This window comes from Streptomyces djakartensis, from assembly GCF_014651075.1.
Classification (GTDB): Bacteria; Actinomycetota; Actinomycetes; order Streptomycetales; family Streptomycetaceae; genus Streptomyces; species Streptomyces djakartensis.
The window spans coordinates 207,950-234,882 of sequence record NZ_BMWE01000010.1 but is presented as its reverse complement, the minus strand read 5'-3'; the positions used below and the strand labels follow the sequence as shown (position 1 = coordinate 234,882).

Sequence of the window (26,933 nt, the reverse complement as noted above, 5' to 3'; positions counted from 1 at the left end):
GAGAGTGGATCAAATCGATGGCAGGTCCGGTCCGTCCATCGATTTGATGGTGGCCGGCCCCGAACACCGCCGGAAGGACACCAGCCTGTGCCCGTCTCCCCTGCCACCCCCGGCCCGGCCCTCGCGCTCCTGCGGGAGCTCGGCGCGGCGGACATCGCCCATCCCGGCGGCACCCTCCTCGCCCATCTCCAGCGCGTGCAGAGGCAACTCGCCGCATGGGGTGCCCGCCCAGCCCTCCAACTCGCGGGCCTGTGCCACGCGTTCTACGGAACCGACGGCTTCCCCGGCGCCCTGCTGCCCCTGGACCGCCGTGGTGAACTCGCGGCGGCGACAGGTCCCGAGGCCGAGTCCCTGGTGTACCTGTACGCGTCGTGTGATCGCCGGGCCACCTATCCGACGCTCGCGGACACCGACGGACCCTTCCACGACCGGTTCACCGGCCTGAGCCACACCCCGCAGCCGCAGTCGCGGCGGGACTTCGCCGAGTTGTCCGCGGCCAACGAGCTCGACCTCGCCCGCACCGACCCCGCCTTCCGCGACCGGTGGGGCCCCGAACTCCTCAGCCTCTTCACCCGCGTCCGCCCCCTGCTCAGCCAACCCGCCTGGTCCGACTGCCAGGAGGTGCTCGCCGCATGAAGCTGAGCGCGATAACCCTGGACTGCGCCGACCCGCTCGCCCTCGCGGCCTTCTACCAGCAGGCCACCGGGCTCGAACCGCATCCCAGGTCGAACGCCGACTTCGCCTCCCTGGGCGGCGGTGAGGGCGGGCTCGCCATCGGCTTCCAGCGGGTCGACGGCTACCGGGCGCCGAGCTGGCCCGACCAGGAGGTACCTCAGCAACTGCACTGCTGCTTCAGGGTCGTGGACCTGGACGAGGCCGAGGCGCGGCTGCTGGAGCTGGGTGCGCGCAGGCCGGAGTATCAGCCGAACGCGGACAGATGGCGGGTGCTCGTGGATCCGGCGGGCCATCCCTTCTGCATCGTCGCAACGCCCGGTCCGACGGTGTGAACGGAGCCGCTCCAGCCGGCGCAGATGTGGGCCCTCGCACGATGAACGCCCGATCCCGCCGGGCATCGCGCAAGGGCCCCTCGGTGCGTCAACCGGCGAGGAAACCGGTCAGTCGCCGCAGACCGCCGCGGCGTCGCCGCCCGCGCCCCCGTCGCCGCCGATCACGGTGAGGCTGGCCTCGTTCGACTGGGCGACCGCCCCTTCGCCGTCGACAACGGCTATGTTCACCTGGGCGAAGTCGCTGTCACTGATGGTGGCCGAGCCACCCTCGCCGCCTTCGCCACCGACGGCGGCGACGGAGCACTCGGTCGGGGTCGTCACGTTGGTGACTTCGGGCGTGTCGCCGGCCTGGGCGGTGCCCGCGCCCAGGACGCCGACCGAGCCGAGCATGGTGACCACGACGAACGCCTTCTGAAGCTTGCGCATTTGGTCTCCTACTTGTGCGATGAGGATCGGAGTGATCCACATACGGGGTTGCAAAGTCGACAATATGGGCGATTCGGGCGGTAGGTAATCGCAAGTACTCCATTCGGGCACCCCACGGCGGCAGGCCGCACGAACACCCTTGCCGGGCAGTCCAGTCGGCCCGGGTGTGACGCCGGAGCAGGCAGCGACAGTGGCCCGCAGGCTCAGGACGGCGGCGCGTAGCGGGCGGCGAGTGCGGTGGCGCGGTCGTGCAGGGAGGTGCGCAGCCACTGCGGGGTCAGGACTTCCGCGCGGGTGGCGTACTGCCACATGGCCCATTCGGCGTGCCGCGCGTCCTGGAAGATCACGCGCAGCCGCAACCAGCCGTCCGCGTCGGATTCCTCGGAGCAGACGGCCAGGGCGGTGTCGACCAGGTGCTCCCGCTGCGCCGGGGCCACCCGAACCAGCACGGTGACCTTGTCGCCGCCGGTCCGGAAGCGCGCGTTGCGTTCCTGCCAGGCTCGGTCCAGGTCGACGCTGTCCGGTCGCTGCGCGGGTTCGTCGAGTTCCTCGGCGGCCAGCACCCGGGACAGCCGGTAGGTGCGGTCCTCACCGGCGTTCTTGGCCAGCAGGTAAGCGTGTTCGCGAACGGTGACCAGGCCGACCGGGTCCACCGTGCGCCACTTGGGGGTCTGGTCCACGGCCGCGTAGTGGATGCGCAGCCGGTGTCCCGCGAACACCGCGCGCCGGACCTCCGCCACGACGGCGTCGGGCGCCTCCTCGACGGTCACGCGACGCGAGAGGAGGTCGGTCTCCGGGTCGATGAGTAATCGCTGCGCCGCGCCGGCCGCGGTGTCCCGTAGGCCCTCGGGCAGTGCGTCCACCACCTTGAGCATGGCGGAGGCGAGCGCCGAACCGAGGCCGAACAGCTGTGCGCCGCGCCGTGATCCGGCCACGAGCAGGGCGAGCGCCTCGTCGTGATTCAGTCCGGTGAGCGACGTCTGGAAATCGGGCAGCAGCGCGAAACCGCCGCGCCGGCCGCGCTCCGCGTAGACCGGGACGCCGGCCGCGGACAGCGCCTCGATGTCGCGCAGCACCGTGCGGGTGGACACCTCCAGCTCACGAGCGAGTGTCTCCGCGGTCATGCGACCGCGCTGACGCAGCAGGAGCACCAGGGAAACCAGCCGGTCGGCGCGCATGCGGAAACCCTAACGAAATACATGACTGAGGATGTCACGTTTTGCTGGGAGGCTCTTTCCCGCGACGTCGAAGCACGGCGGATGCCGAGTCGCTGAACGCATGCAATGTCGGTGAACCGAATGGAGCCAGTCGGTAATGGAACGCAACGCGGTCAACCCGGTGACGTGGTCGGTCGATATGGGCTTCAACCAGGGTGAGGTCGTCTCCGGGCACTCGCGGACCCTGTACATCTCGGGGCAGACCGCGATGAGCAAGGAGGGCAAGCCCGAGCACGACGGTGACATGGCGGCGCAGCTGGCGCTGAGCATCGACAACATCGAGGCGGTGCTCGCCGAGGCGGGCATGTCCCTTTCGAACCTCGTCCGGCTCAACGTCTACACGACCGACGTCGACCTGCTCTTCCAGCACTACGGTGTGCTGGCGGGCCGGCTGGGCGCCGCCGGTGTCGCGCCGACCACCACCATGCTCGGTGTGACGCGCCTGGCGATCCCCGGCCAGATGGTCGAGCTCGAGGGCACCGCCGTCGGGTGATGTGACCCCGCCTCGTCCGCTGCTCGGGCCCGGGAACCGGCACGAGCGGCGGGCATGCGGGCCGCGGGTCCCACGCGCTTTCAGGGCTGTCCCTCCTCGCCGCGGACGGCACGGCGGAGCCGGATGAGGCGCTCGTGCAGGGCGCGTTCCCCGCCGTGCCGCGTGGGGCGGTAGTAGTCCGTCCCCACCAGATCGTCCGGTGGGTACTGCTGATTCAGGACTCCCTCGGGGGTCCTGTGCGGGTACCGGTAGCCGATCGCGTTGCCCAGTTCCCTGGCGCCCGTGTAGCGGCCGTACCGCAGGTGGGCGGGGATCTCGCCGACGGCGCCCGCCCGGACGTCGGCCATGGCCTCGTCGATCCCGACGATCACCGAGTTCGACTTCGGCGCCATGGCCAGGTGCACGGTGGCCTGCGCCAGGGCGAGACGGGCCTCGGGCATGCCGATGAGCTGGACCGTCTGCGCCGCCGCCACGGCTGCCTGCAGTGCCGTGGGGTCGGCCAGCCCGACATCCTCACTGGCGTGCACCACCAGCCGCCGGGCGATGAACCGCGGATCCTCCCCGGCCACGAGCATGCGCGCCAGGTAGTGCAGGGCCGCGTCGGGATCCGAGCCGCGGATCGACTTGATGAACGCGCTGACGACGTCGTGGTGCTGGTCGCCCTGCCGGTCGTAGCGGACGGTCGTCTCGGCGACGGCCCGCTCCACCGCGGCCACGTCGATCACCGTGCCGCCGACGTCGGTCACCCCGTCGGCGCTCACCTCCAGCGCGGTCAGCGCACTCCGGCCGTCGCCCGCCGCGAGGCGTACGAGGGCGTCCTCGGCCTCGGCGGACAGGGTGACCGCACCACCGAGGCCGCGCTCCTCCTTCACGGCCCGGCGCAGCAACTCGCGGACCTCGTCCTCGGTCAGGGCTCGCAGCTGCAGCACCAGCAGGCGGGAGAGCAGCGGGGACACCACCGAGAACGACGGGTTCTCGGTGGTCGCCGCGACGAGCAGCACGAGCCTGTCCTCGACGGCGCCGAGGAGCGCGTCCTGCTGGGTTTTCGAGAAGCGGTGCACCTCGTCGACGAACAGCACGGTCTGCCGGTTCTGGCGGTCGTGGCGGCGGCGCGCGTCGTTCATCACGTCGCGCAGTTCCTTGACCCCGCTGGACAGCGCCGAGAGGGCGACGAAGTGCCGGGTGGCGATATGGGCGAGCAACCGCGCGAGGGTCGTCTTCCCGGTGCCGGGCGGCCCGTAGAGCAGCACCGACGCCGCCTCCCCGCCCTCCGCCAACCGCCGCAGAGGAGCGCCGGGGCGCAGCAGGTGTGCCTGGCCGACGACCTCGGCGAGTGTGCGCGGCCGCATCCGCACGGCCAGCGGCGCGCCGGCCCGTGCGGGCTCGGCGGGCACGGTGCCGGCGGGCACGGTGCCGGCGGGCACGGTGTCGTCCGAAGCCGGTAACGCGAACAGCCCGTCGTCCTCGGCGGCCATCACTGCACGCGTCCTTCATCGAGGGACGATGCTCTGCTGGACACGTGCGGCGGCCCTTCCTCGGTGGACAGGTCACTCATACGTTCGCGGCGGCTACACGTACAGGGTGCCCCGGGCGACGACCACGGCGGATCCCGCCACCTGGACCGAATCGATCCGTTCCGGCGTCCCCGTCGCACGAGCGCGCATCGTCGAAGGACGGCCCATCTCCACCCCCTGGCGGATCTCGATCCACTCCCCGAACGGGATCAGTCCGTGCCGCGCCAAGTGTACCGGGAGCGAGCCCGCGGCTGAGCCGGTCGCCGCGTCCTCCACCACGCCGTAGGCGGGCGAGAACATGCGCAGCCGCCACCGGGTCCCCGAGCCCGCGAAGCAGTTGGCGGCCATGTCGGGCAGCCTCGCGAGAATCCTCTGGTCCGGTTCCACGGCGGAGAGCGCGGCCACGCTGTCGAGGCCGACGAACACGTGCCGCGGCCCGTTGTCGTAGACCTCGACCGGCAGGGTGCTGCCGGTGGTCACCAGGTCGAGTCCGGCGAGCAGTTCGTCCGCGCGGTCGTAGGGCTCCCACGCCGGGAGCGGTTGCCACATGCCGGCCGCGACGGTCCGGCCGTCGTCGTCACGCTCCAGTTCGAACGCCACGGTGCCCCTGGCGGTCTCCATCCGGAGTTCCTTCGCCTTGTGCGACTCACCGAGCACCACGGCCGTGCCCAGGGTGGGATGTCCGGCGAAGGGCAGCTCGTTCACCGGCGTGAAGATGCGGACCCGCACGTCACCGTCGTCCTGCGCGGGAAGGACGAAGACGGTCTCGGACAGGTGCATCTCCCGCGCGATCTGCTGCATGCGCTCGGCGGAGAGGCCGGAGGCGTCCAGGAAGACCGCGGTCGGGTTTCCTTCCAGCGGGACGTCGGTGAAGACGTCGGCCACCACGTACTCGTACGTACCCATGGGTTCCGTTTCTCGAAGGGGGCGTCGGGAACCGTCCGCCGGCGCCCGGGAGGGGACCGTGCCGTCATCGCCGTCGGCTCGTCGTCCCGCGGGTCAGTGGGTGTCGAACAGAGCCTGGTACTGGGCGACCGCCTTCTCGGTGGCCGCGCGCTCGTCGAGGGTCGGGTTGAAGGGGTCCGCGGCCGGGGGCAGCGCGCCGAACTTGAGCAGTGCGGCCATGAGGAGCAGGCGCGCCTTGGTGGCCGTGAGGTTGTTGCCCGCGATGAACACCGGGTCGGTGCGGTACGCCATGCCCCCGGTGTTGCCGCGACCCGTGCGGACCACCGGCATGCCGGCGAAGACGGCGACGCCCAGCGCCGCGTTCCTCGTCGGGTCGGCCATCCCGAACGGCGACATGCCCTCGCACACGAAGCCGGACAGCGGCGCGCCCGCGAGGTTGGCGTCGATGCGGGCGAGGATCTCGACCTCCTCCTCGGCGACGGGCGGGTTGTCGGTGCCGGTTCCCGTCGCCGCGTACCGGCTGTACTTGGTGATGGAGACGTGCGGCATGGCGGTGGGTACGAGTCCGTCGGCGTCCTTCGTCGCGACGTCGACCGGGTGCACGCCCGACTTCAGGCTCCCGGCGACGCCGGCCACCCCTTCGGGGAGCACCGTCAGGCGCAGTTCCGAGCGGTGGGTGTGCCTGCGGGCGGGGAGGTAGGTGAGCTGCGGGGGGCCGTAGCCGCCGAGGTCGGCGACCACCCCTCCGTGGCCGCCGGTGACCTCGTATCCGCCCGGCCGGGCGTCGACCTTGGTCACGTCCCGGGCCGAGTAGACGAGTTCGTCCACGATCACGCAGGCACCGACGCGGTCCTCGCCCCGTTCGTCCAGGGCGACGCCGGACGCGATGAACTTCACGCCGTCCACCACGTTGCGGTCTCCGTCCGCGCTCAGGGACTGGTGGCGGCGCTGCGCCGCGTGTCCGACGAGCGGCACCTTGGTGTCGACCACCAGTCCGAGCCAGTACAAGGTCTCGTCGACGGTCGGGCTCCCCTCGAGCCACTGGACGCCGGCGAACTCCCCCGTGTCGAGGACGGCCTGGACCTGGTTGGTCGCCTGGGCGAGGTTCGCCAGGCCGGGCTCGCTCTGGAGGTGGTACGGGTAGTAGACGAAGAAGTCCCGCCCGAGGCGCTCGGAATCGGGGCCCGTGGTGTATCCGCCGGACGGAGCGGCGCGGAAGAACTCGAAATCGGCGAGGGACCGCAGCTCCACCGGAGTGCCGTGGTCGGCCAGGCCGAACCGCTCGATCTCCTCGTAGAGGCGGCGGGCGTCGGGGTAGAACGTCTGCCGGGCGGCTCCCGCCGGTGCGTAGGGTGCGGTCGAGGTCTCCTCCCAGGCGGATCCGTCCGCCTGCCTCCCCATGTAGGGGAGGGGGTAGAGACCGTCGGCGGGGTCGAGTTCGACGACGTACACGGGGGTGGCGTCGTCGGACGGCTGCCCGGCGTGGAACGTGCCGTCCCCGTCGAGCCAGCCGTCCGGCGGGGCGTACAGGTCTGCCGCGTCCCTTTCGAGCGGATGCGCGCTGAACGCCTCGACGTACATCGTCACGGGCGCCGCGAGCCGTTGGGGACGCAGGACGTCGAACCGGGCGGGGCGGAGCGGCAGACCGTGGCGTGCGCGGGCCTTGTTCGACGTGACCAGGTCCGGTGTGTTCAGGATCGTCGCGGTCGGTCCGGCGAACACCGCGATGCGCGGTCGCGGCGTGCCGGGCGGCGGCATGTCATCGATCACAGCGGCCTCAGATGTTCGACGGTGATGTGGTGCTGCTCGGCCAGTCGCCGGGCGACCAGCGACCGGTGGCACGCCTCGGGGTCGCGCTCGACGCAGAACAGCGTCGCGATGCCGCCGCTCGGCAGCGCCGCCACGATCGGATCGAGGTCGACCGGGTCGAGGATCTCGGCGGTGTAGCGGCGGGTGTACTCGGCGGCGAGCTCGCGGCGGGAGCGCTTGCCGACCCCTTGGCGGGCGTCTTCGGCGTACTGCAGGTGGCGCAGTTCGGTGGTCGGGGCGAGTTCGCGGTGGTGCCGGTACTCGATCCCGGCCTCGGCGAGGGCCGCCTGCAGCCTGAGTGAGTTCGCCCAGGCGTAGTCCGGTCCGCGGACCCCGCGGCGCTGCCGTACGTCGAGCAGCAGACGCACGTCCGCCTGCCGTAGTCGTTCGAGGAAGGAATCGCCGTCGAAGCCGTAGACGCCGATCGTTGCCAACTTGGCCACCGAAGATCTCCTGTCGCGCTGTCGCTGGTGCCCACCCGACGGTTGTGTCCGCCCCCGGGCCGTGGCGCCGCCCGGGAGGCGTCCTCTGTGTGTCTCTCGTGCCGCTACGAGGTGCGCGGCGCGGCGATCAGGGCGGTGGTCTCCATGGGGAGCTCCGCGGTCCCGGCGACCTCCAGGCCGGCGCGGTTCAGCAGCCGCGTGATCCGGTCGACGGTGCGGTGCTCACCGCCCGTCGTCATCAGCAGGTGCAGGTCCCACAGGGCGGGCAGCACCGTCGGGTTCTCGTCCTCGACGAACCGGTCGAGGACCAGCAGCCGCGAGGAGGAGTCCGCCATGGCGCGGCGGCAGTGCTCGAAGACACCGACGACGGCGTCGTCGTCGTGACCGGCCAGCACCCGGCAGAGGATGTAGACGTCCCCGCCCGGCGGGACGCCCTGGAACATGTCGCCACCGACCAGTTCGGCCCGGTCCGGGCCCACCGTGGCGGACAGGTGCTCACGCGCCTTGGGCATCATGTGCTCGCGGTCGAAGAGCGTGCCCTTCGCGTCCGGCGTGGCACCGAGAATCGTGGCGAGCAGGTGCCCGCCGCCGCCACCGACGTCCACGACCTTCTTGCCGGAGAAGTCGAAGACCTCCGGCACTCGGTGGAAGAACATGCTGGCGGCGTTCATGGTGCGCTGGAACCGGCGGGCGGTGGCCGCGTCCTTCCCCAGGTACTCGTAGAACGGCACGTCGTAGGCGATCTCGAATCCCGAGCTCCTCGTGCTGATGGCGTGGTGGGCGTGCCCCCACGCGGAGTAGAACTCCTCGCCGTACAGCAGGCACATGTCGCTCAGGGAGTGCGGGCCTTCGAGGAGGGCAGCGCTCACCCGGGTACCGCGGTAGCCGGTGGACGCACTGCCCTCGAATATCCCCATGGCCACCAGCAGGCGCATCAGACGGTGAATGCCCTGCTCGTCCGCCCCGGTGGCCTTGGCCAGTTCGCCGTCGGTGTCCCGGCCGGCCTCGACGTGGTCGGGCAGTCCCAGCTTCACCGCCGTGTAGAGCGCCTGCGCCTTCCATCCCCCCGTGATGATGTCGACCACGTCCCGAGTGGCCTGCACGTCGACTGTCATTGAGCCCTCACCATCCCGACCTCCGGGCCAACGCCGGTCGGCCCACTTCGCCGCGGTCCTCCACGGCACGTCATAGCGCTTCGTGACACGACTTGCCTCTCCGCCACCCTCCCGGCCCGCGGTGAGGCCTTCGACCTGGTCACGGCGGCGGGTGTCCGGGGGCGTACTGCCTCACGATCCACCGGCAGATCACCTCCACGACGTATGCGCGCTCGTCATCCCGGAGTGCGTGGCCGGCGGGGATGCCGTGCCAGCGCGCGAGGCACGTACGGCAGCACGTCGCGGTGGCGTGCTGGGCGACGAAGACGGGATGCCCCCGGTAGGGCGTCTGCCGGCCGTCGTTGCGCGGTTCGGCCGGTGCCAGCCTGCGACCGATCAGATCCTCGGCGTGCTTGGCCACGGTCCTCATCCCGCGCAGGTCGACCACCGCGCGGTCCCTTCCGCGCAGCCGGAACCTCGCGCGGAAGGGGTGCCGCCCGATCCGGTCCAGCCTGGCGTCCAGCTCGTCCGTCATCGGTTCCCGGCTCCTTCGAACGCAGTAGCCCCGTGGCCGGTCAGGACTGCCGCTGAGTGATGTTGAACATCCAGGTGATCCCGAACCGGTCCACGAGCGTGCCGGCCTCGTCGCCCCAGATCTGCTGCTTGAGGGGCATCGCCACGGTGCCCCCGACGGACAGTTTCCCGAAGATGTCGCGGAGGCCGGCGTCATCGCCGCCGAGGTAGAGCGCGACGTTGGTGCCCGGGTTGTAGGGGACCCGCTCCGGGACGTCCCACGCCATCACCGTGAAGCCGTCCGCCGTGCTGAGCGTGGCGTGCATGATCCTGTCCGCGTCGGGCGACTCCGACGAGCCGAAATCGGCGAAGGTGCCCAGCTCCAGCTTGCCACCGAGGACTTCGTGGTAGAACTCCATCGCCTGCCGGGCGTTGCCGTCGAAGGCGATGTACGGGTTGAGCTGAGATCCCACCTGATGCTCCTTGCTGCCAGTGCGACCGGTTCCTGGAAGGCGGGCGGAAGTCCCTAGGTGGGGATCCCGCCGCGATTGATCTTCGGCACCTCGATGCCCAGCGCACGCAGCTGCTGGAACGGGTTCATGAACTCGCGTTGCTGCTTGATCCTGCCGTCTTCCAGCAGGAACGAGTGGATGAAGTGGTTCCGGTAGTAGCCGGGCGGGTAGTCCGGGTAGAGGATCTGTCCCTCTCCGTCGCACTCGACCCAGAACCTGTTGGGGTCCTGTGTCTCGAAGATCTCGACGTTCTTCCACTCCCAGTCGGGGAACATGCGCAGCGACCACTCGCCGTGCGCCTTGAGCTTCTCGTGTCCCTGGGAGCTGACCGGGTGGCCCGTGTCGCTGGTCCACAGGCCGGCGCTGCCGTCCTCGGTGAAGAGCAGGTAGCGCGTCAGTCGGTTCTCGCCCTTGCGGCTCATGTAGTCCGCGACGACGGCACGGTGCCGAGCGCGCAGGTCGGCGTCGGCTCCGGGCTCCTTGGGCTGGGCGTCTTCCGTTCCCATCTCGTACTCCTCAATCGATTTCCCTGCGACATTCACGCGGTGTGCCCGGCCGGCCCCCGGCGCTGACCGGAGCCGGCCGGCGACCGTGTCAGAGCCGGAGCTCGGGCCGGTAGATGTCCAGCCAGGCGCTCAGGTCGAGTACGCGCTCCATGCCGTTGCGGACGTCGATGGGCATGGTGGCCGAGTCCCGCCGCGTGATGTCCTCCAGCCAGCTTCGATCGACCAGATCGAAGACCGGGTCGTCGGTGGTGAGCAGCTCCTTGGACTGCTGCAGCAGCGCGCTGGTGTAGTGCGGGTCCAGCGTGGCGGGGTAGGGAGCCTTCACCCGGTCCAGTACCGACCGCGGCAGCAGGTCCGCGGTCGCGGCGCGCAGCAGGCTCTTCTCCCTGCCGTCGAAGGTCTTCAGCGACCACGGGGTGTTGTAGACGTACTCGACGAGGCGGTGGTCGCAGAACGGGACCCGGACCTCCAGCCCGACGGCCATGCTGATCCGGTCCTTGCGTTCCAGGAGCATCCGGACGAAGCGGGTCAGGTGCAGGTAGCACATCACCCGCATCCGCATCTCGTGGTCGCTCTCGCCCTCTGCCCGCTCGACCTCGCCGACCGCGTCGGAGTACCGGTCGCGAATGTAGGTGGGCAGGTCGAGGGCCGCGGTGATGTCGGCGTTGAACCGATCGGACACCTGGGCCCGCGCGCCGCTGACGAAGACCGCCATCCAGGGGAAGGTCTGCGCGGCCTGGACCTCCGGCTGGTGGAACCACCGGTACCCACCGAAGACCTCGTCGGCGGACTCACCGGACAGGGCGACCGTGGAGTGCTCCCGGATGGCCTTGAACAGCAGGTACAGCGAGTTGTCCATGTCACCGAGGCTGAGCGGACTGTCCCGCGCGGTGATGACGGCCCGGCGCACGTCCGGGTCGGCGATCGCGGCGTGGTCGAGCACGATGGCCTCGTGCCGGGAGCCGACGTGCGCGGCCACCTCGAGCGCGTACGGGGCGTCCGTCGTGCCCCGCAGTTCGTCGGCGACGAAGTCGTTCTCCCGTCCGACGAAGTCCACCGCGAAGCTGCGCACCCGCTCGCCGGGCTCGCCGTGTTCCCCGGGCCGGCCCAGCTTGGCGGCGGCCAGCGCGGTGATCACGCTGGAGTCCAGGCCGCCGGAGAGCAGGGTGCAGCGCGGGACGTCGGAGACCAGCTGGCGGCTGACGATGTCCTCGAGCAGCTCGCGCACGGTGGCGACGGTCGTCTTCCGGTCGTCGGTGTGCGGACGGGTGGGCAGCGTCCAGTAGCGGTGCTCGCGCAGGCCGGAGCGGTCGACGGTGACCAGGCCGCCCGGGACCACCTCGTTCATCCCGCACCACACGGCGCTGCCCGGCGTCTGGGTGAAGCTGACCAGCTCGCGCAGTCCGGCGAGGTCGACGGCGCGGTCCGCCAGCGGGTTGGCCAGGATCGCCTTCGGCTCGGAGCCGAACAGCACCCCGTCGTCGGTGCTGGAGTAGTAGAGCGGCTTGACGCCCAGCCGGTCGCGGATCATCACGAGCTTCTCGACCCTGGAATCCCAGACGGCGAACGCGAACATGCCGTTGAGCCGTTCGGCGACCCCTTCGCCCCACTCCAGGTAGCCGTGGAGCACCACCTCGGTGTCGCTGCGGGTCTGGAACCGATGACCCCGGCGAATCAACTCGGCCCTGAGCTCGGTGTAGTTGTAGACCTCACCGGTGTAGGTGATCGTGACTGGGCCGTCGTCGGTGGGCACCACCATGGGCTGGGTGCCGCCTTCGAGGTCGATGACCGCCAGCCTTCGATGGCCGATCGCCGCATGCCGGTCGAGCCAGGCGCCGGCGGCGTCCGGTCCCCGGCAGGCCATGGTCCGCGTCATCGCGTCCAGCTGCGCGCGCTGCTGAGTCAGATCCCGGTCGAACGAGACCCAGCCCGTCATTCCACACATCGACTTGCCCTTCTTCCTGTCGAGTCCACGATCCAGAGCACGGTCAGGGTTGGAGCCGGCCCGTACGCCAGCCGGAACCGTCGCGCTCGTAACGCAGCCTCCGGTGCAACCGGTCCTCCGGGTCGGCCTGCCAGAACTCCACCGACGCCGGCTCCAGCAGATAGCCCAGCCAGCGGTCCGGGCGGGGCAGCGCCGAGCCGTCCCGGCCCAGCTCCCTGGCCTGCTTGCGCAGCGCGTCCTCGTCCAGCAGCGGCGCGCTCTGGTGCGCCGCCACGGACATCGGGTGCGTACTGGCGGGCCGGGCCGCCCACAGGGCCTCGGACTCCTCGTCGGGCAGCGGACCGGCCGGGCCGCTCACGCTCACCTGGCGGCCGGCCTCGCGCCAGTAGAACACCCCGGACGCCCAGCCCCTCCCGGCCAGGTCACGGCCCTTGCGGCTGTCGGAGTGGCTGGCGAACACCAGCCCCGTCGTGCGGATCCCGAGAACCTGGACGATCCGGTTGGAGGCGTGGCCGTGGGCGTCGACGGTGGCCAGCGCCAGCGCGCCCGGCTCGCGGACGGCGTCCGCGACGGCGCTGTCGAACCAGGCCTGGAGCAGCTCCATCGGTTCGGCGGGCGGGGCGGTGAACTCGTCGGCGGTCCGGGGCTCGGCCGACGCGCTCACGACGACTCCCCGATCGGCTCGAAGGCCAGTCCCCGTTCGGCCGGCCGGCCGGAGTGGACACCTTCGACGATGGCCTCGACGTCGGACATCAGCCGCACGGTCGGCGGGTATCCGATGAGTTCGGTGGCCCGGTTCGGCGGCAGCGGTGCCGTCAGGTCGGCGTCGGAGTCCCACAGCATCACGGCGCCCCAGCGGTTGGTCTCCCGGTCGGAGATCCAGAACTTCAACCGCATCCCGTGGATCCCCGTCCACGGGTCCACACCCTCTTCGCGCAGGTAGACGCGTAAGGAGTCGATGGTCTGGCCGGACCCGGTGAGGTCCCACCAGGAGATGGTGGCCTTCATACGTTCACTACCTCCGCGGTCTTCATCAGCGGTACGAGCAGCCCGGCCAGGACGCGCCCGCTGTCCTGGGTGAGCACGGACTCGAGGTGGAACTGCACCGAGCCGAAGTGCGGCCCGCGCAGGGCGTGCACCTCGTCCGTGCCGGCGTCGCGGCAGACCTCCACCTCGCCGACGCCGGGGCACTGGAGCCGGTCGGCTCGCGCGCGGGCCGAGTAGGAGTTGTAGAACCCCACTCGCTCGCGCGAGCCGAACAGGTCGATCTCACGCTGTGTGCCCTGGTTGGGCACCTCCCGGCGCCGCAGTTCGAGCCCGAGGTGCCGGCAGAGCAACTGATGGCTCAGGCAGACGGCCAGGAACGGGGTGCGCCGGGACAGCAACTCCTCGATGGCCGAGGTGAGCCGGGCCATCCTGGGGTGGTCGGTCTCCCGCGGGTCGCCGGGTCCGGGGCCCATGACGACGAGGTCGTGGTCGTCGAAGCGGTGGGACGCGTCGAAACCGCTCAGCTCCACGGTCAGGCCGATGGCGCGCAGCTGGTGGGCCAGCATGGCGCTGAAGGTGTCCTCGGCGTCGACGACCAGCGCCCGGCGGCCGTCCAGCACCGGATGGGGCCGTGTGCGCTGTTCGGCATCGCTGAGCCAGAAGTCCGCGATCGTCTCGTTGCGCCTTCCCAGAGCCTCCCGGATCAGCGGGTGTGCGTCGAGCCGCTCGTCGGCACCCAGCGCCGCGAGCACGCCCGCGGCCTTGGTGCGGGTCTCGGCGACCTCGGCGTCGGGATCGGAGTGCCGGACCAGGGTCGCGCCCACGCCGACCTCGACGTGACCGGTGCCGTCGGCGGCGGAGGTCCGGATGTCGGCGGTACGGATGAGGATGGCCGAGTCCAGGGTGCGTGCACCGGCGGCGTCGCGGCCGATGAGGGCCGCGACGCCCCCGTAGTATCCGCGGCCGCGGGGCTCGTGGCGGGCGATCACCCGGCAGGCGTTCTCGAGCGGGCTGCCGGTCACGGTAGGGGCGAACATCGTCTCCCGCAGGATGTCCCGGGGGTCGAGGTCGCTGCGCCCTTCGATGACGTACTCGGTGTGCGCCAGCCAGGCCATCTCCCGCAGGAAGGGCCCCCTCACGCGGCCGCCGCCCCGGCAGACCCGGGCCATCATCTTGAGTTCCTCGTCGAGGACCATGTACAGCTCGTCGGTCTCCTTGCCGTCGGTGAGGAACTCCATGACCTCCGACAGGACGGGCCCGGTGGCCGGGTAGCGGTAGGTGCCGCTGATCGGGGTCATCGCCGCGACGCCGTCGCGCAGGCTGACGTGGCGTTCCGGTGTGGCACCCACGAAGGTGCGTGGGCCGGTGTGCACGATGAAGGTCCAGTAGGCGCCGCTCTCCCTGGTGAGCAGCCGGCGGAACAGGCTCAGCGCGCTGCGTGTCGAGTAGCCGGTGATGCTGGTGAGGAACGAACGCCTGATGACGAAGTTCGAGCCCTCTCCGGTGCCTATCTCGTTGTCGAGCACGGCGCGGACCGTGTCCGCGTACGCCTCGTCGTCGGTGTCGAAGCGACCGCCGGTCAGGGAGATCGGCTCGTCCGGCAGGGCCCTCAGCGCGTCGGACGTGCGGACCTGCCCGTGGTCGGTCACCTCCATCGCGAGCAGCGGTGAGCCGTCCTCGGCGGCGGCGAAGCCTCGCTCGGTGATCTGCCGGTGGGGCACCAGGACCAGCGTCTCGTGCCGCGCCTCCCCGGGCCGCCCGGTCTGTCCGGCCACCGGGATGTCGGCGAGCCGGGCCGGGGTGCTGACCCGGCCCAGCAGGATCTCCACGTGCTCCGGGCCCACGGTCTCGGGGCGGTGCAGCAGGGCGAAAGCTCCCGCATCGGGGCCCAGCACGTGCTCGAGCAGCCGCGTCGAGTTCATCGGAAGACCTCCTCGGTGGTGGTGACCACCGAGCAGCGAGCGGCCGCGTAGTCGAGGGCCAGCCGGTGGTACTCGGCGGAGAAGTCGCCGACCGCGTCGGCGACCAGGAACGGCTGGATGTCGTTGGTGAAAGCCTCGATGGCCGTCACCAGTACACCGACGTGTGCGTAGACACCGCAGATGATCAGCTGGTCGCGGTTCTGCTCGCGCATCCGCGCCAGCAGATCCGAGCGGAAGAACGCGCTGTAGCGCCACTTGGTGAGCATCTGGTCCGCCGGCCGGGGCGTGAGCTCCGGGACGATGCGGCGGTCCGCGGGGTCGACCTTCATGCCCGGACCCCAGAAGTCCTTCAGCAGGCCGCGTTCCTCGTCCGTCATGCCACCGGGCTGCGCGCTGTAGAACACCGGGACGTCGAGCGCGGCGCAGCGCTCCCGCAGCAGCGCGCAGTTGCGCACCAGCGGGTCACGCACCGACGAGGGAAACGGCGCGAGGAAATAGCGCTGCATGTCATGTACGAGCAGCACCGCCCGGCGCGAGTCGGGTGTCCACCGCGCGGTGCTGACGGGCAGTTCGGCCGTCGTCGGCAGTGGGTAGGCTGGGATCGGCGCTAAGCCCGGCACGGTTCTCCCTCGGCCCGGTCCGTCGTCATCTGCGTCTGCCAGGCCGAGACCACGGACACCGCCTGGCGGGGGTTGAGTCGTGGGTCGCACAACGTCGTGTAGTTGCGGCCGATCCGGTCGGTGCCGTGGTCGGCGTAGACGCATTCGGTCACGTCATCGGGCGTGGTCTCCAGGTGTATGCCGCCCGGTATTCCGCCGGCCGTGCGCACGGCGGTCTGGAACGCCCTGACCTCCCGGATGATCGTCTCCACGACTCGGGTCTTGCGTCCTTCGGCGGTGCTCACGGTGTTGGCGTGCATGGGGTCGACCAGCCAGACCACCGGGTGCCCGGCGGCGCGCACGGCGTGGACCAGCGGCGGCAGGACATCCATCGCCGCGTCCGCCCCCATCCGGGCGATCAAGGTCAATCGGCCCGGTTCCCGGCCGGGATCGAGCCGCGCGCACAGTCCGAGCAGCTCGGCGACCGTCGTACGCGGCCCGATCTTGCACGCGACCGGGTTGACCACGTCCGCCAGCAGCGTGACGTGGGCCCCCTCGAGCTGGCGGGTCCGCTCGCCGATCCACGGCCAATGGGTGGAGGTGAGCGCGACCCGCCCCTCCCGGTCCCGGCGCAGCATCGGGATCTCGTAGTCGAGCAGCAGAGCCTCGTGGCTGGTCCACACGGCCGGCTCGACGCGGGCCCGTGCCGTCGGGGCGAGGTTGGCCATGACCTGGCTCGCCGCACGGTAGCCCGCCAGTAAGCGCCGGGGGTCAGGCCGCCGCATTTCCGGAACGGGCTCCGGGCCGTTCACCATGTGCCCCCGGTACACCGGGAGTTCGACGCCGCCGACCCACTCGGTGCGCGCCGACCGGGGTTTGGCGTACTGGCCTGCGATCCGGCCCACCCGCACCACCGGCTGATGAGTGATCGCGCTCATGACGCCGGCGAGCACGTTGAGGAGTCCCACTTTTCGCCCCACGTCACCCGCGGTGCATTCCGCCGGATCCTCCGCGCAGTCACCCGCCTGCACCACCTGTGCCCGCCCGGCGGCGACTCCTGCGAGCAACCCCCGCAGGCGGACCAGCGATTCGGCCTCCACGAGCGGGGGAAGGGCCGCCAGTTCCTCCCTGACCTGCTTGACCTGTACCGGATCCCCCCACTGAGGCTGCTGACGCGCAACCGGGGCCGGTGAAACGTCGAGCGAGGTGACGTTCAAGCTTCTCTCCAGACCTCGAACATGTCGGCAACTCGCTATCCGTGCGTGAAGCGACCGGCCATCGGTGGTCGATGGCCGGGTCGATCAGTGATGGGCCGCTGTCACGCCGCCGTGGGGCGGGTAAGGGTTGTCCTGGACATACAGCCACGTGCCGTTCGGCTGCTCCTGCACGGTGTCGCAGAAATTCCCAGTGAATTTCTCGCGACTTCCGTCCGCTGCGGTCTGTTCCAGAGAATAGTCGCCCATTATGGCCGCCGTGCGGTTGCGTATCTTGTCACCTGTGCGTTTCCCTCCCGCCATCACGGTCTGGCGAGGGTTGACAGTGAGCACCGGATCGGACTTGAACCACTCGACGTAGAAGGCTCGTATGTCCTTGTGACCCCGGATGATCGATCCGTCGTAATTGACGATCGCCGCTTCGGGCTCATGGAGCGCGATGATTCCGTCCACGTCCTTGGCCTTGATCCGCTCACCCAGGAGCTGCAGCAACTCCCCCGGTGTGCGGGGGGACTTCAGCGTTTCCTTGGCTTCGGTCGGGTTCGCGGCAGCGGCTGATGTGGTCGCATCCGCCGCTGTGTTCGTCATCTCGGTCTGGATGAAGGCAGGTCCTGCGATGCTCGCGGCCGTGAACGCGATGGCCGAGGTGGCGATCGACAGGGTGAGTTTGATTCGACTCATGGCATCTCCCCCGAATGGAGATGGCAGCAGGTCAATAGAACGCCTTTTCGGCGCCGGCCCCTCCGAATGGCCCCCGTTTGCCATCCCGCCCCGTTGATGACGTCATGCAACATTCCAGAACTGGCCCTGTCAACCCTTCTGAAAATACAGAGGGAGTCAATCCGCTTTTCCGTCCTCCCCAGGTGTTGAAGCGGAACACCGGCGGCATTAAGAGGAGCTGGGGATATCGCTGTTTCCGGAACATCATCCGGCAGGGGGCGCCAAGTGGCGGGGTCGAGGTGGCCGGCCGCCGGGAATCGCCGATTCCGGGGCTCCAGGGGTCAATTTGCGCCATGTCCGCAGCGGCGTCGTTGGCGGATCTCGAGTGGTTTGCGTCACATCAGCGGCATCTAGGGGGTGGTGTACTGCGGCCGCCCTCGTGGGCGCGACACACTCCTGCAAGCAGGTGCTTGCAATAGTTAGCGGGGTGCGGCACTGTGGAGGCATGGCAACCCTCAACGTCGGCAACCTCGGTGACTATCTGCGCGAGCAGCGGCGCAACGCCCAGCTGTCGCTGCGGCAGCTCGCCGACGCCGCCGGGGTGTCCAATCCGTACCTGAGCCAGATCGAGCGCGGGCTGCGCAAGCCGAGCGCGGAGGTGTTGCAGCAGGTCGCCAAGGCCCTGCGGATCTCCGCCGAGACGCTGTACGTCAGGGCCGGCATCCTCGACGCCGAGCGGGGCCGGGACGAGGTGGAGACGCGTGCCGTCATACTCGCCGACCCGACGCTCACCGAGCGGCAGAAGCAGGTGCTGCTCCAGATCTACGAGTCCTTCCGCAAGGAGAACGGGTTCGGGGACGGGTACGGCGACGGTGAGGTGGACGCCCCGGAAGGTGCCACCGGCAGCGTCGCCGGTGCCGAGATACGTCCGGTCCGCACGGCCGGCGACGGCCAGCCCGTCGAGCGCCGTGTCCGTGACGCCGACGGCGGTACGTCCGCCACCCGCCGCACCCGCAAGGGCGGCGGCCGCAGTGACACAGACCCGCAGCAGACGGCCGGCTGAGCCGGACCAGGGCACCGGCCGCGCTGCCGCGGATCACACAAAACCCTCAGCCGAAAAAGAACCCGGGAGGACCATCACCATGGCCATCACCGACGACCTGCGCAAGACCCTCAGCGACCCGACTCCGCTCTACTTCGCCGCAGGCACCGCCGACCTCGCCCTCCAGCAGGCCAAGAAGGTGCCGGGCCTGGTGGAGCAGCTGCGCAACGAGGCCCCGGCGCGGTTCGAGGCCGTGCGCAACACCGACCCCAGGGCCGTGCAGGAGAAGGCCTCCGCCCGCGTCAAGGAGACCCAGGAGACCCTGCAGACCAAGGTCACCGAGTTCATCGGCTCCATCGACGTCGACATCAAGAAGCTCGGCAGCACGATCGACGCGGACCTGAAGAAGATCGGCGAGAGCGCTCAGGACCTCGCGCTGCGCGGGGTCGGCGTGGCCGCCGAGTACGCCGTCAAGGCCCGGGAGACCTACGAGAAGGTCGCCGAGCACGGTGAGCAGGCCGTGCGGACCTGGCGCGGCGAGGCCGCCGAGAGCATCGAGGACGTCGCCGAGGGCGTCGAGGAGCTGGCCATCGCCGTCGAGCCGAAGGCCGAGCCGGCCCAGGTCAGGACGGAGCCCGTGAAGCCCGCCGCCGGCTCCGCGGCGGCGAAGCCCGCCGCCACGCAGGCCGCCCCGGCGAAGCCCGCCGCCACCCAGGCCGCGGCCGCGAAGAAGGCGCCCGCCAAGAAGGCCCCGGCGAGCAAGCCCGCGGGCGGCAAGACCACCGGCAGCCCCGCCACCGCGAAGAAGCCCACCCCGCCGGCGAAGTAGGACGGCGCAGGGCGAAGACGCGGTCGAACGGGCCGGGCACCCTGGGGGTGCCCGGCCCGTTGTACGGGTACGGTGACCGCGTAGGACGAGCCGAGTCAGGTGGTGGACGTTGTGCTGATGCAGGGCTTCGCAGGGTTGATGTGGCTTCTGAGCATGGCCCTGATCGTTTTCAGCGGCTTCGCGTTGATCGACGCGGCCGTCCGCCGCGAGGACGCGTACCGCGCGGCGGACAAGAAGACCAAGCCGTTCTGGCTGATCATCCTCGGGCTCGCCTTCGTGGTGAACCTGCTCTTCCCGATCCTGTCGTTCCTGCCGATCATCGGGCTCATCGCGACGATCGTCTACATGGTCGACGTACGTCCCGCCATCCGCGCGCTCCCCGGCGGAGGCCGCAGCCGGCGCGGCTCCAGCAGCGACGGGCCGTACGGGCCCTGGAACGGCGGCCGGTAAGCGCCGCCGCCCGCTCCGCCGGGCCGTGCGCCGGGAGGTGGCTACGGCACCCGGTCCAGCAGCAGTACCGCCACATCGTCCGTCAGCTCGCCACCGTTGAGGTTACGCACCTCGTTCACCGCCGCCCGCAGCAGCGCCTCGCCCCGCAGGCCCTCGGCGAACTGGCGGCGGACCATCTCCGTCATGCCCTCCTGGCCGAGCCGCTCGCGGCCCTGGCCGATGCGGCCCTCGATCAGGCCGTCGGTGTAGAGCATCAGGCTCCACTCGGCCCCCAGCTCCACCTGCATCCGCGGCCAGCGCGCGCCCGGCAGCAGTCCGAGGGCCGGACCGTTGTTGTCGTACGGCAGCAGACGGGCCGGTCTGCCCGGGCTGGCCAGCAGCGGCGACGGGTGCCCGGCAAGGCACAGGCCGGCGCGGCGGCCGTCCGGCGCGATGTCCACCGTGCACAGGGTCGCGAAGATCTCGTCGTCTGCCCGCTCGTGCTCCAGCACCTGCTGGAGCGTGTTCAGCAGCTGGTCGCCGCACAGGCCGGCCAGGGTCAGGGCGCGCCAGGCGATCCGCAGTTCCACACCGAGGGCGGCCTCGTCCGGGCCGTGCCCGCAGACGTCACCGATCATGGCGTGCACGGTGCCGTCCGGAGTGCGCACGACGTCGTAGAAGTCACCGCCGAGCAGGGCGCGTGAGCGGCCCGGGCGGTAGCGGGCGGCGAACCGGAGCGGGGAGCCGTCCAGCAGCGGGGTCGGCAGCAGACCGCGCTCCAGGCGGCGGTTCTCCTGGGCCCGCAGCCGCCCCTCGGCGAGGCGGCGCTCGGCGGACTCGGAGCGCTTGCGCTCCACCGCGTAGCGGATCGCGCGGCTCAGCAGCCGGCCGTCCAGCTCGTCGCGGAAGAGGTAGTCCTGGGCGCCCACCCGCACCGCCTCCGCGCCGCGCTCGGCGTCGCCCGAGGCGGTCAGCGCCAGCACGGCATGCCGCGGCGCGAGCTTCAGCACGTGCCTGAGCACGGCGAGCTCGTCATCGCTGTCGTCACGGCCCGGCGCCGGCAGCGCGAGGTCCAGCAGGATGCAGTGGACGTCGTCGGTCAGCAGCCGCCCGGCCTCGGTCAGATTGCGGGCCGTGCGGACGCGGATCGGCTTGCCCGCCTGGTCGAGCATGTCCGGCACGATCGGCGAACCGGCCGGGTCGTCCTCGATCAGCAGCAGCGTCAGGTTGGTGTGGGTGGTGTTGTTCTCCGCCTTGTCCGTGGTGTTCACGGCGGTGTCCGGCGTGCGCCGGGCCGTTGCCGAGGCGTCCGTGGCGGATTCCTCGGCCGGGCCGCCGCCGCTTGCGGAGGCGGCCTGCGCCTGACCACTCTCCGCGGCCGGGATCGCTCTCTGCCGCGGTATGGGTACGGGCATCGTCTTGGGTTCCTTCCCTCCCCCCGAGGGCACGGTGGGGCGAGGGACCTCGACCCACCGACGGGGACCATAGCGGGTGTCGGCGCCGCATTGGAATGGTGTGAGCCACGCCGCTGCGCCACCAGCCAGTGTCATATGCCGCGATATGTGCCCCAGTTGGACATGGTCCGGATGTCGCGGGGATGACGAACGTCACGCCCGCGCATGGTTTGCCGGGGGGTTCGGGGTGGGACGCGTCACGTGGTCCAGGTCACCGGCGAGTCTCGCCGCCCCGGGGCGTCATGACGCGCTGTCCGATATCCGGTGCCCGCTCAGCCGCGATCGGTGCCGGCGCCGGTGTCGGCACGGGCGTCGGCGTCCGGGCGCACCACCCCGAGGATGGGCATCGAACCGGCCCCCGCGAGTGTCACCGTGCGCCCGGGGCGTGGGGCGTGCACGATCGCCCCGTCCCCCACGTACATCGCGACATGACTGGCGTCGTCGAAGTAGATGACGAGGTCGCCGGGACGCATGTCCCGGACGTCGATGTGGCGCAGCCGCTTCCACTGCTCCTGCGAGGTGCGCGGGATGCCGCGCCCCGCGGAGATCCAGGCCTGTGAGGTGAGCCCGGAGCAGTCGTAGGTCTTCGGGCCCTCGGCGCCCCACTGGTACGGCTTGCCGATCTGCGCCGTGGCGTACGCGACCGCCTTCTTGCCCTGCCCGGACGCCTCTGAGGTGATCTCGTCGAGAATGCCGGAGCCGAGCCAGGCGGTCTGCGCCTTGTGCGCGGCCTCCTTCTCCAGCTCGGCGAGGCGCTCCTGCTCCTCTTCGCGCAGCTCGGACTCGAGCTTCTCGGCCTGCGCGATCTGTTTCTCGATCTTCTTCTGTGCGGCGGCCTTGGCCTTGCGGCCCGCCTCCAGCTTCCTCCACTGCGCGGAGGCGTCCTTCGCGTACTGCTCCAAGTCCTGTTGCGTGCGCGCCAGTTCGCCGAGCAGGCCCTTGGCCGCGTGCTGGCCCTGGCGCACCCGGCCCGCTCCGTCGAGGAACTCCTGCGGGTCGTCGCTCAGCATCAGATGCGCCTCGGGCGGCAGTCCGCCGCCGCGGTACTGGGCGGCGGCCGCGGCGCCCGCGCGGGCCTTCAGTTCGGCCATGCGCTTCTTGCCCTTGGCGATCTTCCTGGTCAGTTCGGCGACCTCGGCGGACTGCCGGTCGGCCTTCTCCTCGGCGGCGTTGTACTCGTCGGTGGCGCGGGCCGCCGCGCGGTAGAGCCGGTCGAGTTTCCGGCGTACGGCTTCGAGGTCCTTGCCGGGTGCGGGTGCCGGGCCCGCGCTCGGTGCGGGTGGCGTGGGGCTCGGGCTCGGACTCGCGAACGCCGTGCCCGGTGCGGCCAGCAGGGTGACCGCGCAGACGACCGTCATGGCCGTCACGATCAGGCCGCGCTTGCCCGTCCCCATATCTCAGCCCCCACCTGATTAATCATCAGTAACATCCGGCACGCCAGGGATGCTGCCACGTCGGCGCGCGAAACGACAGAGGTAGTGCTTCCCGTCGCCCGCGCACCGGCATGCCCCGGCATGACGATCTCCCCGCATGTGTGACGAACGACTCAAAGAGATCGTTCCCAGCGGGTCCAGGACTGCAGGGCCGGCAGTACCGCCAGTACCGCCAGTACCGCCAGTACCGTCAGGGCCGGACGCGCGGCGCCAGTGCCTCCCACCGCACCGTCACTTCGCCCTGCCGCCACCGCGCCGGCCCGTCCGTCACCGGCCAGTCGGCCGTCAGGTCCCGGACCGCACGGATCCAGCGCTGACGGGCCCCGTAGGAGGCGTAGGGCGCGGCAGCGGCCCAGGCGCGGTCGAAGTCGCGCAGGAAGGCGTGCACCGGCTCGCCCGGGACGTTGCGGTGGATCAGCGCCTTCGGCAGGCGTTCGGCCAGGTCCGAAGGGCGGTCCAGGGAGCCGAGCCGGGTCGCGAAGGTGACCGTGCGCGGGCCCTCGGGGCCGAGCGCGACCCACACGTGCCGGCGGCCGATCTCGTCGCAGGTCCCCTCCACCAGCAGCCCGCCGCGCGAGCCGGTCGCCGGGTCGGCCGGTGCGAGCCGGGCGCACAACCGCTCCCACACCGCCGCGACCGCGCCCTCCTCGTACTGCCGCAGCACGTTCGCCGCCCGGACGAGCAGCGGGCGCTGCGGGATGGGGATCTCGAAACCGCCGTGCCGGAAGACCAGCCCCGCCCGCTCGTACGGCAGCGCCGCGGCGACCCGGGCCGGCTCGATCTCGACGCCCACCACACGCGCGCGCGAGGCGACCGTACGGAGGCGGTGCAGCAGCTCCACGGCGGTCCAGGGCGCGGCGCCGTACCCGAGGTCGACCGCCACGGGGTCGGCGGCACGGCGGAGCTCCGCGCCGTGCGTGGCCGCGATCCAGCGGTCCATACGGCGCAGGCGGTTGGGGTTGGTCGTCCCGCGCGTCACCGTTCCCACGACGGCGCCCGCCCCGCTCGGGCGAAGCCGGGAGCGGGGGAGGGGCGCTGCGCGGGATGTCATGGATACGAGGGTAGGCGGCCCGCGGCGCCCCTCCCCGGCCTCGTCGCGGCCCGCGCCCGCAGGTCTCCCCATATCGAACGGCTGAGCGAGGGGCGGTAATGATTCGGTAAAAGTCGCGAAGGGGGAAATGGAGTGCCACGTTCCGGTGTTCCACCCCTGGAGGGCACGTGCGCCCTGCGGAAGGCATGCCCGAAGCGAGGAGGAACGCCACGTGAGCCACTACATCGGCAGGCTCGGGCGGCGCTCCGCGTCGGCTCCCGCGCGCCTGAGGCTGCACCGCAGGCCCCGCCGGGTGGCCATGCTCTCCGTGCACACCTCGCCGCTCCACCAGCCGGGCACCGGAGACGCCGGCGGCATGAACGTCTACATCGTGGAGCTCGCGCAGCGCCTCGCCGCGATCAACGTCGAGGTCGAGATCTTCACGCGCGCGACCGCCGCCGCCCTTCCGCCCACCGTCGAACTGGCCCCCGGCGTCCTCGTCCGGCACATCGACGCGGGACCCTACGAGGGCCTCAACAAGGAGGACCTCCCCGCCCAGCTCTGCGCCTTCACGCACGGCGTCATGCAGGCCTGGGCGGGCCACCGCCCCGGCCACTACGACCTGGTGCACTCCCACTACTGGCTCTCCGGCCACGTCGGCTGGCTCGCCGCCCAGCGCTGGGGCGTCCCCCTGGTGCACGCCATGCACACCATGGCCAAGGTCAAGAACGCCAACCTGGCCGCCGGCGACACCCCCGAACCGGCCGCCCGCGTCATCGGCGAGACCCAGATCGTCGCCGCGGCCGACCGCCTCATCGCCAACACCACCGAAGAGGCCGACGAACTCGTACGGCACTACGCGGCCGACACCGACAAGGTCGCCGTGGTCCACCCCGGCGTGAACCTCGACCGCTTCTCGCCCGCCGACGGCCGCGCCGCCGCCCGGGCCCGTCTCGGCCTGCCGGGGGACGCCCTCATCCCGCTCTTCGCGGGCCGCATCCAGCCCCTGAAGGCACCGGACGTGCTGCTGCGGGCCGTCGCCGTCCTCCTCGACGAGCGCCCCGAGCTGCGCTCGCGCATCCTCGTCCCCGTCGTCGGCGGCCCCAGCGGCAGCGGCCTCGCCAAGCCCGAGGGCCTGCAGAAGCTGGCCGCCCGGCTCGGCATCGCGGACGTCGTGCGGTTCCACCCGCCGGTCGGCCAGGACCAGCTCGCGGACTGGTTCCGCGCCGCCTCTCTCCTGGTCATGCCCTCCTACAGCGAGTCCTTCGGCCTGGTCGCCATAGAGGCACAGGCGGCCGGCACCCCGGTGCTGGCGGCATCGGTCGGCGGACTGCCGGTCGCCGTGCGCGACGGACACACCGGCTTCCTCGTGCAGGGCCACGACCCCGCCCACTACGCGCGGGTGCTGGGCCGCTTCGCCGACGACCCGCACCTGTCGCCCCGGCTCGGCGCGCAGGCCGCCCGGCACGCCCAGTCCTTCGGCTGGGACACCGCGGCCGCCGCCACGGCGGACGTCTACACGGCCGCGATGCAGGCGCACCGCCGTCGCGTACGCTCGCACCATGGGTGACGCGGCGAAGACGGAAGCGGAAAAGACGGCGGCACAGGTCATCGAAAGCGCGCTGAAGGACGCGGACCTGGAGTGGGAGAGCCCGGAGCCCGGCGCCTACGTCGCGCAGCTGCCCGGCACGCGCAAGCTCAAGACGACGGTCTCCCTGATCGTCGGCCGGCACTCCCTCTCGCTGAACGCCTTCGTCATCCGCCACCCCGACGAGAACGAGCAGGCCGTCCACCGCTGGCTCCTGGAGCGCAACCTCAAGCTGTACGGCGTGAGTTACGCCGTCGACCGGCACGGCGACGTCTACGTCACCAGCAGGCTTCCCCTGTCCGCCGTCACCGCGGACGAGATCGACCGCCTGCTCGGCCAGGTGCTGGAAGCCGCGGACGGCAGCTTCAACACCCTCCTGGAACTCGGCTTCGCCTCCGCGATCCGCAAGGAGTACGAGTGGCGGACCTCCCGGGGCGAGTCCACCCGCAACCTGGACGCCTTCGCCCACCTGACGCAACGCCCGGAGCGCTAGGGGGACACCCCCTCAGGGGTCCTTTCACTGTGCCCGCCCCGGAAAGCCCCTCGGTAACGCCCTGGCGGCACACCCACCAGCTTCCTGAAGTGCCGGGTGAGATGGGCCTGGTCGTAGAACCCGGTCGCCACCGCCACCTCGCTCGGTGACCGCCCGTCCAGCAGCAGCCGCCGGGCGCGGCCCACCCGCAGGGACGTCAGATACTGGTGCGGGGCGATGCCGTACGCGGCACTGAACGCCCGTACCAGGTGGGCGGGATGGGCTCCCACGAGTCCGGCCGCCTCCCGCAGCCCGACACCCTCGACGACCCGCTCGTCCAGCAACTCGCGCAACCGGCGCGCGAGTACGGGATCGGCCGGCCGAGGGGCCACGGAGTCACCCCGCAGATGCCCGCGCAACCGCTCTCCGACGAACAACAGCCTGCTCTCCGCCTCCAGCTCCTCACCGGGCCGCACCAGCGCGCGGTGCACCTGCCCCACGCGCCGCCGCAGCAGCGGATCACGCAGATCGGGCCGGTCGACGGCGGCCCCGATCAGCTCGTCACCGAGATACGTCCCGTCGAGATACAGCACCCGCTTGCCAAAGCCCTCCGGGGTGACGGGGGAGCCGTTGTGCGGCACGTGCGGCGGCAGCAGCGACACGGTGTCGTGCGGGGTGCCGTGCTCATGCCGGTCGAGGTCGTACCGCACGGCGCCGGTGTCGACGATCAGCAGCGTCCAGGCCTCGTGGACGTGCATCGGATACGCGTACCCGGTGAAACGGGCATGGAAGACCTCGACGACACCCGGGACCGCGGGCCGCCAGGCGGAGACGACCCGGGCGGGCTGTGAGGCCATGCAAAGAACGTACAAGACCCCGGCGAGGGCTG

At 71.1% G+C, this 26,933-nt stretch carries 29 protein-coding genes; 8 read left to right on the top strand and 21 right to left on the bottom strand.

Annotation, left to right across the window (positions count from 1 at the left end; all coding sequences use genetic code 11):
* Positions 1–87: 87 nt before the first annotated feature.
* Both IE212_RS19320 and IE212_RS19315 read left to right on the top strand, forming a co-directional pair.
* Positions 88–636 carry a DUF6817 domain-containing protein gene (locus IE212_RS19320; protein ID WP_190199123.1) on the top strand — a complete coding sequence of 183 codons (549 nt, stop codon included), beginning with the start codon at positions 88–90 and terminating at the stop codon, positions 634–636.
* Positions 633–1,007, top strand: a complete 375-nt coding sequence (locus IE212_RS19315) for a VOC family protein (RefSeq protein WP_190199122.1) — start codon at positions 633–635, stop codon at positions 1,005–1,007. Before IE212_RS19320 ends, IE212_RS19315 begins: the two co-directional genes overlap by 4 nt.
* A 108-nt stretch (positions 1,008–1,115) precedes the next feature.
* Here the strand turns inward: IE212_RS19315 and IE212_RS19310 are convergent, their stop codons facing one another.
* Together IE212_RS19310 and IE212_RS19305 are read right to left on the bottom strand one after the other, a co-directional pair.
* Entirely contained in the window at positions 1,116–1,433 is a 318-nt protein-coding gene (locus IE212_RS19310; RefSeq protein WP_190199121.1) for a hypothetical protein, read from the bottom strand.
* A gap of 203 nt (positions 1,434–1,636) precedes the next feature.
* A complete protein-coding gene (locus IE212_RS19305; protein ID WP_190199120.1) occupies positions 1,637–2,611 on the bottom strand; it encodes a helix-turn-helix transcriptional regulator in 975 nt (324 codons plus the stop codon).
* A gap of 136 nt (positions 2,612–2,747) precedes the next feature.
* Between IE212_RS19305 and IE212_RS19300 the strand changes: the two genes are divergently transcribed.
* Entirely contained in the window at positions 2,748–3,143 is a 396-nt protein-coding gene (locus tag IE212_RS19300) for a RidA family protein (RefSeq protein ID WP_190199119.1), read from the top strand.
* Between the two features lie 80 nt (positions 3,144–3,223).
* Here the strand turns inward: IE212_RS19300 and IE212_RS19295 are convergent, their stop codons facing one another.
* The 15 genes from IE212_RS19295 to IE212_RS19225 form a co-directional block, all read right to left on the bottom strand.
* Positions 3,224–4,618 (bottom strand): replication-associated recombination protein A, encoded by a 1,395-nt coding sequence (locus IE212_RS19295; protein WP_190199118.1) that lies wholly within the window; start codon positions 4,616–4,618, stop codon positions 3,224–3,226.
* Positions 4,619–4,711: 93 nt separating this feature from the next.
* Positions 4,712–5,563 carry a PhzF family phenazine biosynthesis protein gene (locus IE212_RS19290; protein WP_190199117.1) on the bottom strand — a complete coding sequence of 284 codons (852 nt, stop codon included), beginning with the start codon at positions 5,561–5,563 and terminating at the stop codon, positions 4,712–4,714.
* Between the two features lie 93 nt (positions 5,564–5,656).
* Complete coding sequence (locus tag IE212_RS19285; protein WP_229864437.1) at positions 5,657–7,321, bottom strand: asparaginase domain-containing protein; 1,665 nt, start codon at positions 7,319–7,321, stop codon at positions 5,657–5,659.
* An 8-nt stretch (positions 7,322–7,329) separates the two neighbouring features.
* A complete protein-coding gene (locus IE212_RS19280; protein WP_190199116.1) occupies positions 7,330–7,815 on the bottom strand; it encodes a DUF488 domain-containing protein in 486 nt (161 codons plus the stop codon).
* A 104-nt stretch (positions 7,816–7,919) separates the two neighbouring features.
* Positions 7,920–8,930, bottom strand: a complete 1,011-nt coding sequence (locus IE212_RS19275; RefSeq protein WP_190199115.1) for a methyltransferase — start codon at positions 8,928–8,930, stop codon at positions 7,920–7,922.
* A gap of 139 nt (positions 8,931–9,069) precedes the next feature.
* Positions 9,070–9,444, bottom strand: coding sequence for a DUF4186 domain-containing protein (locus tag IE212_RS19270; RefSeq protein ID WP_190199114.1), 375 nt, complete (start codon positions 9,442–9,444; stop codon positions 9,070–9,072).
* Positions 9,445–9,484: 40 nt separating this feature from the next.
* Entirely contained in the window at positions 9,485–9,895 is a 411-nt protein-coding gene (locus IE212_RS19265) for a VOC family protein (protein WP_190199113.1), read from the bottom strand.
* 53 nt (positions 9,896–9,948) lie between these two features.
* Entirely contained in the window at positions 9,949–10,440 is a 492-nt protein-coding gene (locus tag IE212_RS19260; protein WP_190199112.1) for a PhzA/PhzB family protein, read from the bottom strand.
* Positions 10,441–10,528: 88 nt separating this feature from the next.
* Positions 10,529–12,385, bottom strand: a complete 1,857-nt coding sequence (asnB, locus tag IE212_RS19255) for an asparagine synthase (glutamine-hydrolyzing) (RefSeq protein ID WP_190199111.1) — start codon at positions 12,383–12,385, stop codon at positions 10,529–10,531.
* A gap of 43 nt (positions 12,386–12,428) precedes the next feature.
* Positions 12,429–13,049, bottom strand: a complete 621-nt coding sequence (phzG, locus tag IE212_RS19250) for a phenazine biosynthesis FMN-dependent oxidase PhzG (RefSeq protein WP_229864436.1) — start codon at positions 13,047–13,049, stop codon at positions 12,429–12,431.
* Positions 13,046–13,393 carry a hypothetical protein gene (locus tag IE212_RS19245; RefSeq protein WP_190199110.1) on the bottom strand — a complete coding sequence of 116 codons (348 nt, stop codon included), beginning with the start codon at positions 13,391–13,393 and terminating at the stop codon, positions 13,046–13,048. Before IE212_RS19245 ends, phzG begins: the two co-directional genes overlap by 4 nt.
* Complete coding sequence (locus IE212_RS19240; RefSeq protein WP_190199109.1) at positions 13,390–15,294, bottom strand: anthranilate synthase family protein; 1,905 nt, start codon at positions 15,292–15,294, stop codon at positions 13,390–13,392. Before IE212_RS19240 ends, IE212_RS19245 begins: the two co-directional genes overlap by 4 nt.
* Positions 15,291–15,914, bottom strand: a complete 624-nt coding sequence (locus IE212_RS19235) for an isochorismatase family protein (RefSeq protein ID WP_190199108.1) — start codon at positions 15,912–15,914, stop codon at positions 15,291–15,293. The genes IE212_RS19240 and IE212_RS19235 overlap by 4 nt, the downstream gene beginning before the upstream one ends.
* Positions 15,902–17,110, bottom strand: a complete 1,209-nt coding sequence (locus IE212_RS19230) for a 3-deoxy-7-phosphoheptulonate synthase (protein WP_190199107.1) — start codon at positions 17,108–17,110, stop codon at positions 15,902–15,904. The genes IE212_RS19235 and IE212_RS19230 overlap by 13 nt, the downstream gene beginning before the upstream one ends.
* 84 nt (positions 17,111–17,194) lie before the next feature.
* Positions 17,195–17,788 (bottom strand): YybH family protein, encoded by a 594-nt coding sequence (locus tag IE212_RS19225; protein ID WP_190199106.1) that lies wholly within the window; start codon positions 17,786–17,788, stop codon positions 17,195–17,197.
* 484 nt (positions 17,789–18,272) lie between these two features.
* On the opposite strand from IE212_RS19225, the gene IE212_RS19220 reads away from it, so the two are divergent.
* The 3 genes from IE212_RS19220 (at position 18,273) to IE212_RS19210 (ending at position 20,088) form a co-directional block, all read left to right on the top strand.
* Complete coding sequence (locus tag IE212_RS19220; RefSeq protein WP_190199105.1) at positions 18,273–18,830, top strand: helix-turn-helix domain-containing protein; 558 nt, start codon at positions 18,273–18,275, stop codon at positions 18,828–18,830.
* A gap of 79 nt (positions 18,831–18,909) precedes the next feature.
* Positions 18,910–19,638 (top strand): hypothetical protein, encoded by a 729-nt coding sequence (locus IE212_RS19215; RefSeq protein WP_190199104.1) that lies wholly within the window; start codon positions 18,910–18,912, stop codon positions 19,636–19,638.
* A gap of 117 nt (positions 19,639–19,755) precedes the next feature.
* The gene (locus tag IE212_RS19210; protein WP_190053800.1) at positions 19,756–20,088 is read left to right on the top strand and encodes a DUF2516 family protein; all 333 of its coding nucleotides are present in this window, start codon (positions 19,756–19,758) and stop codon (positions 20,086–20,088) included.
* A 41-nt stretch (positions 20,089–20,129) separates the two neighbouring features.
* Here IE212_RS19210 and IE212_RS19205 read toward each other — a convergent pair whose 3' ends face one another.
* From IE212_RS19205 to IE212_RS19195, 3 genes are all read right to left on the bottom strand, one after another.
* Positions 20,130–21,482: a PP2C family protein-serine/threonine phosphatase gene (locus IE212_RS19205; protein ID WP_190199103.1), complete on the bottom strand. Its 1,353-nt coding sequence runs from the start codon at positions 21,480–21,482 to the stop codon at positions 20,130–20,132.
* Between the two features lie 311 nt (positions 21,483–21,793).
* On the bottom strand, positions 21,794–22,915 hold the full coding sequence (locus IE212_RS19200; protein ID WP_190199102.1) for a C40 family peptidase: 1,122 nt from the start codon (positions 22,913–22,915) through the stop codon (positions 21,794–21,796).
* Between the two features lie 229 nt (positions 22,916–23,144).
* Positions 23,145–24,005 carry a class I SAM-dependent methyltransferase gene (locus IE212_RS19195; RefSeq protein WP_373301408.1) on the bottom strand — a complete coding sequence of 287 codons (861 nt, stop codon included), beginning with the start codon at positions 24,003–24,005 and terminating at the stop codon, positions 23,145–23,147.
* 211 nt (positions 24,006–24,216) lie between these two features.
* Here IE212_RS19195 and mshA point away from each other — a divergent pair, with 211 nt between their 5' ends.
* Positions 24,217–25,554 (top strand): D-inositol-3-phosphate glycosyltransferase, encoded by a 1,338-nt coding sequence (gene mshA, locus IE212_RS19190; RefSeq protein WP_190199101.1) that lies wholly within the window; start codon positions 24,217–24,219, stop codon positions 25,552–25,554.
* Positions 25,547–26,065, top strand: coding sequence for a type III secretion system chaperone family protein (locus tag IE212_RS19185; RefSeq protein WP_190199100.1), 519 nt, complete (start codon positions 25,547–25,549; stop codon positions 26,063–26,065). The genes mshA and IE212_RS19185 overlap by 8 nt, the downstream gene beginning before the upstream one ends.
* On the opposite strand, the gene IE212_RS19180 is transcribed toward IE212_RS19185, so the two are convergent.
* Positions 26,062–26,901: a helix-turn-helix domain-containing protein gene (locus IE212_RS19180; protein WP_190199099.1), complete on the bottom strand. Its 840-nt coding sequence runs from the start codon at positions 26,899–26,901 to the stop codon at positions 26,062–26,064. The two genes, IE212_RS19185 and IE212_RS19180, sit on opposite strands and share 4 nt — an antisense overlap.
* Positions 26,902–26,933: the final 32 nt, after the last annotated feature.

Coding starts and splice junctions, on each gene's coding strand:
- IE212_RS19285 (WP_229864437.1), bottom strand. CDS start 7,321: ATGCCGCCGCCCGGCACGCCGCGACCGCGCATCGCGGTGTTCGCCGGA.
- IE212_RS19225 (WP_190199106.1), bottom strand. CDS start 17,788: ATGAGTCGAATCAAACTCACCCTGTCGATCGCCACCTCGGCCATCGCG.
- IE212_RS19245 (WP_190199110.1), bottom strand. CDS start 13,393: ATGAAGGCCACCATCTCCTGGTGGGACCTCACCGGGTCCGGCCAGACC.
- IE212_RS19240 (WP_190199109.1), bottom strand. CDS start 15,294: ATGAACTCGACGCGGCTGCTCGAGCACGTGCTGGGCCCCGATGCGGGA.
- IE212_RS19310 (WP_190199121.1), bottom strand. CDS start 1,433: ATGCGCAAGCTTCAGAAGGCGTTCGTCGTGGTCACCATGCTCGGCTCG.
- IE212_RS19220 (WP_190199105.1), top strand. CDS start 18,273: ATGGCAACCCTCAACGTCGGCAACCTCGGTGACTATCTGCGCGAGCAG.
- IE212_RS19180 (WP_190199099.1), bottom strand. CDS start 26,901: ATGGCCTCACAGCCCGCCCGGGTCGTCTCCGCCTGGCGGCCCGCGGTC.
- IE212_RS19305 (WP_190199120.1), bottom strand. CDS start 2,611: ATGCGCGCCGACCGGCTGGTTTCCCTGGTGCTCCTGCTGCGTCAGCGC.
- IE212_RS19300 (WP_190199119.1), top strand. CDS start 2,748: ATGGAACGCAACGCGGTCAACCCGGTGACGTGGTCGGTCGATATGGGC.
- IE212_RS19195 (WP_373301408.1), bottom strand. CDS start 24,005: ATGACATCCCGCGCAGCGCCCCTCCCCCGCTCCCGGCTTCGCCCGAGC.
- IE212_RS19205 (WP_190199103.1), bottom strand. CDS start 21,482: ATGCCCGTACCCATACCGCGGCAGAGAGCGATCCCGGCCGCGGAGAGT.
- IE212_RS19200 (WP_190199102.1), bottom strand. CDS start 22,915: ATGGGGACGGGCAAGCGCGGCCTGATCGTGACGGCCATGACGGTCGTC.
- IE212_RS19270 (WP_190199114.1), bottom strand. CDS start 9,444: ATGACGGACGAGCTGGACGCCAGGCTGGACCGGATCGGGCGGCACCCC.
- IE212_RS19275 (WP_190199115.1), bottom strand. CDS start 8,930: ATGACAGTCGACGTGCAGGCCACTCGGGACGTGGTCGACATCATCACG.
- asnB (WP_190199111.1), bottom strand. CDS start 12,385: ATGTGTGGAATGACGGGCTGGGTCTCGTTCGACCGGGATCTGACTCAG.
- IE212_RS19210 (WP_190053800.1), top strand. CDS start 19,756: ATGCAGGGCTTCGCAGGGTTGATGTGGCTTCTGAGCATGGCCCTGATC.
- IE212_RS19185 (WP_190199100.1), top strand. CDS start 25,547: ATGGGTGACGCGGCGAAGACGGAAGCGGAAAAGACGGCGGCACAGGTC.
- IE212_RS19260 (WP_190199112.1), bottom strand. CDS start 10,440: ATGGGAACGGAAGACGCCCAGCCCAAGGAGCCCGGAGCCGACGCCGAC.
- IE212_RS19290 (WP_190199117.1), bottom strand. CDS start 5,563: ATGGGTACGTACGAGTACGTGGTGGCCGACGTCTTCACCGACGTCCCG.
- IE212_RS19295 (WP_190199118.1), bottom strand. CDS start 4,618: ATGGCCGCCGAGGACGACGGGCTGTTCGCGTTACCGGCTTCGGACGAC.
- IE212_RS19215 (WP_190199104.1), top strand. CDS start 18,910: ATGGCCATCACCGACGACCTGCGCAAGACCCTCAGCGACCCGACTCCG.
- IE212_RS19315 (WP_190199122.1), top strand. CDS start 633: ATGAAGCTGAGCGCGATAACCCTGGACTGCGCCGACCCGCTCGCCCTC.